Genomic DNA, 299 nt, shown 5'->3' on the forward strand with positions numbered 1-299 from the left:
TTATTATGATCTGGCAGCACCTTTTCCATTTGGCGGCATGGTTAATCTTTCAATAATAGATCTGGGTGGGGCCTGGGTGGTGGCAGAGGACAGCTCAGGTATCATGCAGCCCGGTGACGAAGTTGTATCGATAGCAGGTAAGCCTATGGGGGATTGGTTGAATGAATTGGGCCGCCTCACCGGGATTACGGATTGGCGTTCGATGATCGGTCGGTTCCCTTATTATTTCTCTCATCTTTACAAAGGGGAGGAAGTTGAGGTTCTGATAGTGGATGAGCAAGGGAGTACAAGAACTATAC

General features: G+C 48.5%; 1 protein-coding gene. It reads left to right on the forward strand.

Translation table 11 applies throughout. The annotated features are described in order from the left end of the window. On the forward strand, positions 1-299 hold a 299-nt coding region (locus ACSNOG_RS33155; protein ID WP_436756378.1), incomplete at both ends, for a hypothetical protein.

This window comes from Streptomyces sp. URMC 124 (genome assembly GCF_051386455.1).
Lineage (GTDB): Bacteria > Actinomycetota > Actinomycetes > Streptomycetales > Streptomycetaceae > Streptomyces.